Genomic DNA, 5,129 nt, shown 5'->3' with positions numbered 1-5,129 from the left:
TCGCGTCACTCCCCGCCCGGCGGCGAACCGCTGCCCGGCCCGGCGCGTCCTTGCAGGCATGTACCTGCCGACCGTCGGACTCCGACTCCCCCGCCGGCCCACCCATGCCCTGCGCCAGCTCGTGGGCTTCGGCCTGCGTCAGGGCGCGAGCTGCGCGTTCGCCGTGGCGCTGCTGGCCGGGGTGGGCGCCTCCTCCCTGCTGCCCGAGCTACCGGTGGCCCGCTACGACCTGCTCTTCGGGTACGGCGTGCTGCTCAGCCTGGTCTTCCACCTGGCGGGCTGGGAGCGCGGCCGCGACCTCGCCGTGATCGCCGGCTGCCACCTGCTGGGCCTGGTCTTCGAGTACGTGAAGGTGGCCCTCGGCTCGTGGTCGTACCCGGAACCGGCGGTGCTGAAGTTCGGCGGGGTGCCCCTGTACGGCGGGTTCCTCTACGCGGCGGTCGGCAGCTACATCTGTGCCGTCTGGCGGCGGCTGGAGCTGGAGCTGAGCGGGTACCGCCCGGGGGCCACCGCCGTGGTCGCCGGGGCCCTGTACCTGAACTTCCTCACCCACCACTGGCTGCCCGACCTGCGCTGGCCGCTGGCCGCCCTGCTGGTGCTGGTCACGGCCAGGGCCCGGGTCCACTACACGGTCGGCCGGCACGCGTACTGGATGCCCATGCCGCTGAGTTTCGTCCTGATCGGCTTCTTCCTGTGGCTGGCGGAGAACATCGCCACCTACGCCGGTGCCTGGCGCTACCCGTACCAGCTGGACGGCTGGGAGCCGGTCTCGGTGCAGAAGTTCGGGGCCTGGGCGCTGCTGGTCAGCGTCCTGTGCGTGCTGGGCGCGGCCGCGCACCACCGGCCCGGGACGGCCGCCCGGGCCGGAGCCGGCGCGGCCCATGGTGTACCAAGGAATCCGTGAACGAGCAGAACGGGTCCGCGGCCCCGACCGTCCGCGTCTTCATAGCGCTCGCCCCGCCGGACGAGGCGAAGGAGGAGCTGGAGCGGGAGCTGCGGCCCGCCTACGAGGAGTACCCGCGGCTGCGCTGGAACCGGGTCGAGGACTGGCACATCACCCTGGCGTTCCTGGGCGAGCTCCCGGCCGCCGCCGTGCCCGCGCTGCGCCGGCCGCTCGCGGAGCTGGCGGCGGCGCGCCGGCCGGTGGGTCTGGCGCTGCGCGGCGGCGGGCACTTCGACGAGCGGGTGCTGTGGAGCGGGATCGACGGCGAGCTGGACGCGCTGCACACCCTGGCCGCCGAGGTCCGCGCCCTGGTCAGGACGTGCGGGATCGCGTTCGAGGAGCGGCCGCTGCGCCCGCACCTGACGCTGGCCCGTTCCCGTCGGGACGACGCCGCCAGCGTGCCGGCGCTCGCCGCGGGGCTGGCCGGGTTCGCGGGCCGGGACTGGCGGGCCGAGCGCCTGCACCTGGTCGGCAGCAACGTCGGCCGCGGCCCGGGGCCGATCCGCTACCGGGACATCGAGGCCTGGAGCTTCGCCGGCGCCCCGCGCTGAGCCGCGGCGGGCCGGCCGCGGGCGGGGTTCACCACCAGTAGGCGGGATAGCGCGTGGCGCCCGGCCGGACCCGGGAGGCCAGGTAGCCGGTGAGGACGAGCAGCACGGTGGCGCCGAGGAGCAGGGGCAGGAACGTTTTTGCGCTCGGGGTCTGGAGCACCACGATCACGGACGTGGCGATGCCCGGGGAGTGCGGGGTGCGGGCGAGCAGGGTCAGGGCGAGCGTGACGCCGCCCGCCCCGGCGGCGGCCCAGGGGCTGCTGCCGAGCCAGGCGAGGACGGCGAAGCCGGTCAGGGCACCGATCATATGACCGGCGACGACGCCCCGCGGCTGTGCCAGCGGCAGCGCCGGGGCGCTGTGCACCAGGGCCGCGCTGGCGGCGAGCGAGGGGATGAGGACCGGCTCGTGGATCATGGCGCCGATCCCGACCAGCGCCAGCAGGACGGCGGTGGCGGCACTGATGGTGTGCACGGCGGCCACCGGCGTCGGCCGGGCGGGAGCCCGCGGCGGGGCGGGTGCCGCGGCGGCGGGAGCAGAGTCCGCGCGCGCGGCGGGCATCACGGGCTCGGCCGGGGCGGAGACCGCGGGCTCGGCGGGCTCGGTCGTGGGCGTCGCGGCGGGTGTCGCGGCAGGGCGGGGCATGGCAGGACGTTCTCGTGCTTCTCGGAGGCGGGCGGACAGGCGGGCGACGGGCGGAACGACCGGCACGTGGTGCGCTACCCGCCGATGGCCCGGTGATCGGTCCGCAGCGGCCCGGCCATGTACCCGTCTCGGTGGAAACCGGCACAGTCCGCCCACGACCCTATCCGGCCGCCGGACCGCGCCGGTACCGGGGGTGACGGTCCCCCGGCCGGTCCCCGGCCGGTCGGCGGCCCGCCGGCGGCCGCCAGGAGGGTTTCGGCGGCGGAGGTGCGTGCATACAGGACGCGGCGGCCGGCCCGGTGGGCACTGACCAGACCGGCGTCGCGCAGCGCGGTGAGGCACTGGGACACCCCGGCAGGGGAGGGTCCGGTGCGGCGGGCCGGTTCGGTGGTGGAGGCCGGGCTCGCCGGCTCGGTCAGCAGCAGGGTGCGCGAGCGGCCGAGGACGGGGACGGGGGCGGGAGCCCCGACGGTGGGCCGGCTCTCCCCCAGCGTGCCGACGCCACGTGCCGGACAGGCGAGCTGCGGTGGGTCCGCCGGTCTCGTGCTCGTCCGCAGACCCGGCCCGGTGAACACCGAAGGGATCGCGTCCCGCTCCGCCGCGGGCGAAGGAGCGGGTCCGGCGGGCACCGGTGTGAGGAAGTCGGGCACGTAGCCGGTGGGCGGGATCAGCTCGCGCAGCCAGACCCGGTCCAGCCCGGCGGCCACCGTCCGCGGGCGTACCTGCTCGGCCCAGGGCCGGTGGACCGGATGGTGGGTGGCGCAGGTCAGCAGCCGGAAACTGGGCGTGACCCCGCGGGCAACTGGCAGCCCCACGCCACCCCCGAGCAGCTGCGCGGCCAGGTCGAGGTGAACCTGCGCCAGCTCGGCCGCGACCACCTCGACCTGGTGAACCTGCGGATCGTGGGCACCGGGTCCGTCGCCGAACGCTTCGGCGCGCTCGCCGAGCTGCGCGACGCCGGACTCGTCCGCCACCTGGGCCTGTCCGACGTCCGCCGCCACCACCTGGCCGAGGTCCGTGCCGTCGCGCCGGTGGTCCGCGTCCCGAACATGTACGGCATCGGCGCCCCGGCGGAGCAGGAGGAGCTGCTGCGGGTCTGCGGTGAGCAGGGCGTCGCGTTCGTGCGCTTCTACCCGATCGCCGCCAGCGCGGGTCCGGCCGGTGCGAGTCCCGTCGACAGCGACGCGGTGCAGGCCGTCGCCCGCGCCCACGGAGTGAGCACGGCCAGGTACGGCCGGCCTGGACCCTGCACGGCGGCCCCCATGTCCTGGCCATTCCCGGCACCGGCGACCCCGCCCCCTCGCCGAGAACGTCGCGGCCGGCGCACTGCGCCTGTCGGAGGACGAACTCGCCCTCCTGGACGCGCCGTCGGGGTGACGCCCGGCCCGGCCGGCCCTGTCGGCGGTGCCGGCCGGCGGGCCGCAGGTAATTCGCTGGCGCGGTGTCGAGGTGGCGGCGAATGATGCCCAGGGTCCGGGGCCGCCGCGCGGCCTCCCTCCTGCCACCGGGAAGTCCGCCATGGTGCACCCAGCCACGCCCGAGCCCCTGCCCCAGTCCCAGTCCCCGCATCCGGCGCGCCCCGTGGTCCGTACGACGGCGGGTGTGGTGCGTGGCGCCCGTGACGCGGGGCTGGCGGTCTTCCGGGGCGTGCCGTTCGCCGAGCCGCCGGTCGGCGCGCTGCGGTTCGCCGCGCCCAGGCCCGTACGCGGCTGGCCCGGGGTGCGGGACACGGTGGCGTACGGTCCGCCACCGCCGCAGGCCGGGATGTTCGGCATGGACGCGCTGGCGCAGGACGCCCCGGACGACGGCGACTGGCTGACGCTCAACCTCTGGTCCCCGGCCGTGGCCCCGGACGAGGGGCTGCCGGTGATGGTGTGGATCCAGGGCGGCGGGTACGTGTTCGGTACCTCCGGCCTGCCCGAGTACGACGGTGCCCGGCTCGCACGGGAGGGCGGTGTCGTGGTCGTGACGTTCAACTACCGGGTGGGGATCGAGGGCTTCGCCCAGATCGAGGGCGCTCCCGCGAACCGGGGCCTGCTCGACCAGGTGGCCGCCCTCACCTGGGTCCGCGACAACGTCCGGGCCTTCGGCGGCGATCCGGACCGGGTCACGGTCTTCGGGCAGTCCGCCGGGGGCGGGTCGGTGGCCGCGCTGAGGCCATGGACCGGGCCCGCGGGCTGTTCCGGCGGGCGGTCGCCCAGAGCGTGCCGGGGACGTTCCTCACGCCCGGGCTCGCCGCGGACGTCGCCGTGGCGTGCGCGGCCGAACTGGGGCTGCGCCCCACGGTGGCCGATCTGTCGGGGGTCGACCCGCACCGGCTGCCCGCCGCGGGGGACGCGGTCTGCGCGGCCATGGACCGGTGGGCGGACCGTTGGGGGCCGGTCGCCCTGCGGACGGTCCCGTTCGCGCCGGTCGTCGACGGCGAGGTGCTGACGGCCACGCCGTGGCAGGCCCTGGCCGCCGGGGTGGGCCGGGACGTCGACCTCGTCGTCGGGCACACCCGTGACGAGCAGCGCCTGTTCACCGCGCTGGCCGGCCAGTTGGGCGAGGTCACGGAGGAGCAGGCCGCGCAGGCGCTGGACGTGTTCGCGCCGGCGCCCGACGGTGCCCGACGCTACCGGGAGGCCTTCCCGGCGGCCGGCCCGGACGAACTGTACGAAACGGTCCACTCGGACTGGCTGTTCCGGATGCCCTCGCTCCACCTGGCCGCGTCCCAGGTGTCCGGCGGCGGTCGCGCGTACCTCTACGAGCTGATCTGGCCCGCCCCGGGCCTGGGCGGCGCCTTCGGCGCCTGCCACGGGCTGGACGTCCCCCTCGTCCTCGGCACCCTGGACCGCGGCCGGCCGGCGGCCCTGATCGGCGCCGGCCCGCCGCCCGAGGCGGAGGCCCTGTCCGCCGGCATGCGCACGGCCTGGACCTCGTTCGCCACCCACGGGGACCCGGGCTGGCCCCCGTACACCCCCGACCAGCGTCTGACCCGGCTCTTCACCCC

General features: G+C 76.5%; 4 protein-coding genes and 2 pseudogenes. 4 read left to right on the top strand and 2 right to left on the bottom strand.

Annotated elements, in window-relative coordinates:
- Window positions 1–58: 58 nt before the first annotated feature.
- Window positions 59–904 (top strand): DUF817 domain-containing protein, encoded by an 846-nt coding sequence (locus EF918_RS32130; protein WP_125652434.1) that lies wholly within the window; start codon window positions 59–61, stop codon window positions 902–904.
- Window positions 901–1,494, top strand: coding sequence for an RNA 2',3'-cyclic phosphodiesterase (thpR, locus tag EF918_RS32125; protein ID WP_125652433.1), 594 nt, complete (start codon window positions 901–903; stop codon window positions 1,492–1,494). Before EF918_RS32130 ends, thpR begins: the two co-directional genes overlap by 4 nt.
- A 28-nt stretch (window positions 1,495–1,522) precedes the next feature.
- On the opposite strand, the gene EF918_RS32120 is transcribed toward thpR, so the two are convergent.
- The gene (locus EF918_RS32120; protein WP_260610856.1) at window positions 1,523–2,137 is read right to left on the bottom strand and encodes an HPP family protein; all 615 of its coding nucleotides are present in this window, start codon (window positions 2,135–2,137) and stop codon (window positions 1,523–1,525) included.
- 74 nt (window positions 2,138–2,211) lie between these two features.
- A complete protein-coding gene (locus tag EF918_RS32115; RefSeq protein ID WP_312847884.1) occupies window positions 2,212–2,844 on the bottom strand; it encodes a winged helix-turn-helix domain-containing protein in 633 nt (210 codons plus the stop codon).
- 78 nt (window positions 2,845–2,922) lie between these two features.
- Here EF918_RS32115 and EF918_RS32110 point away from each other — a divergent pair.
- A pseudogene (locus EF918_RS32110) lies at window positions 2,923–3,514 on the top strand (aldo/keto reductase); the annotation flags it as partial.
- 141 nt (window positions 3,515–3,655) lie between these two features.
- Window positions 3,656–5,129, top strand: a pseudogene (locus EF918_RS32105) (carboxylesterase/lipase family protein); the annotation flags it as partial.

The organism is Streptomyces sp. WAC06614 (genome assembly GCF_003949795.1).
Classification (GTDB): domain Bacteria; phylum Actinomycetota; class Actinomycetes; order Streptomycetales; family Streptomycetaceae; genus Streptomyces.
This window is presented reverse-complemented; position numbering and strand designations above follow the sequence as displayed.

Excerpts from the sequence above, each read along its gene's own strand:
- EF918_RS32120 (WP_260610856.1), bottom strand. The coding sequence starts at position 2,137 with ATGCCCCGCCCTGCCGCGACACCCGCCGCGACGCCCACGACCGAGCCC.
- EF918_RS32130 (WP_125652434.1), top strand. The coding sequence starts at position 59 with ATGTACCTGCCGACCGTCGGACTCCGACTCCCCCGCCGGCCCACCCAT.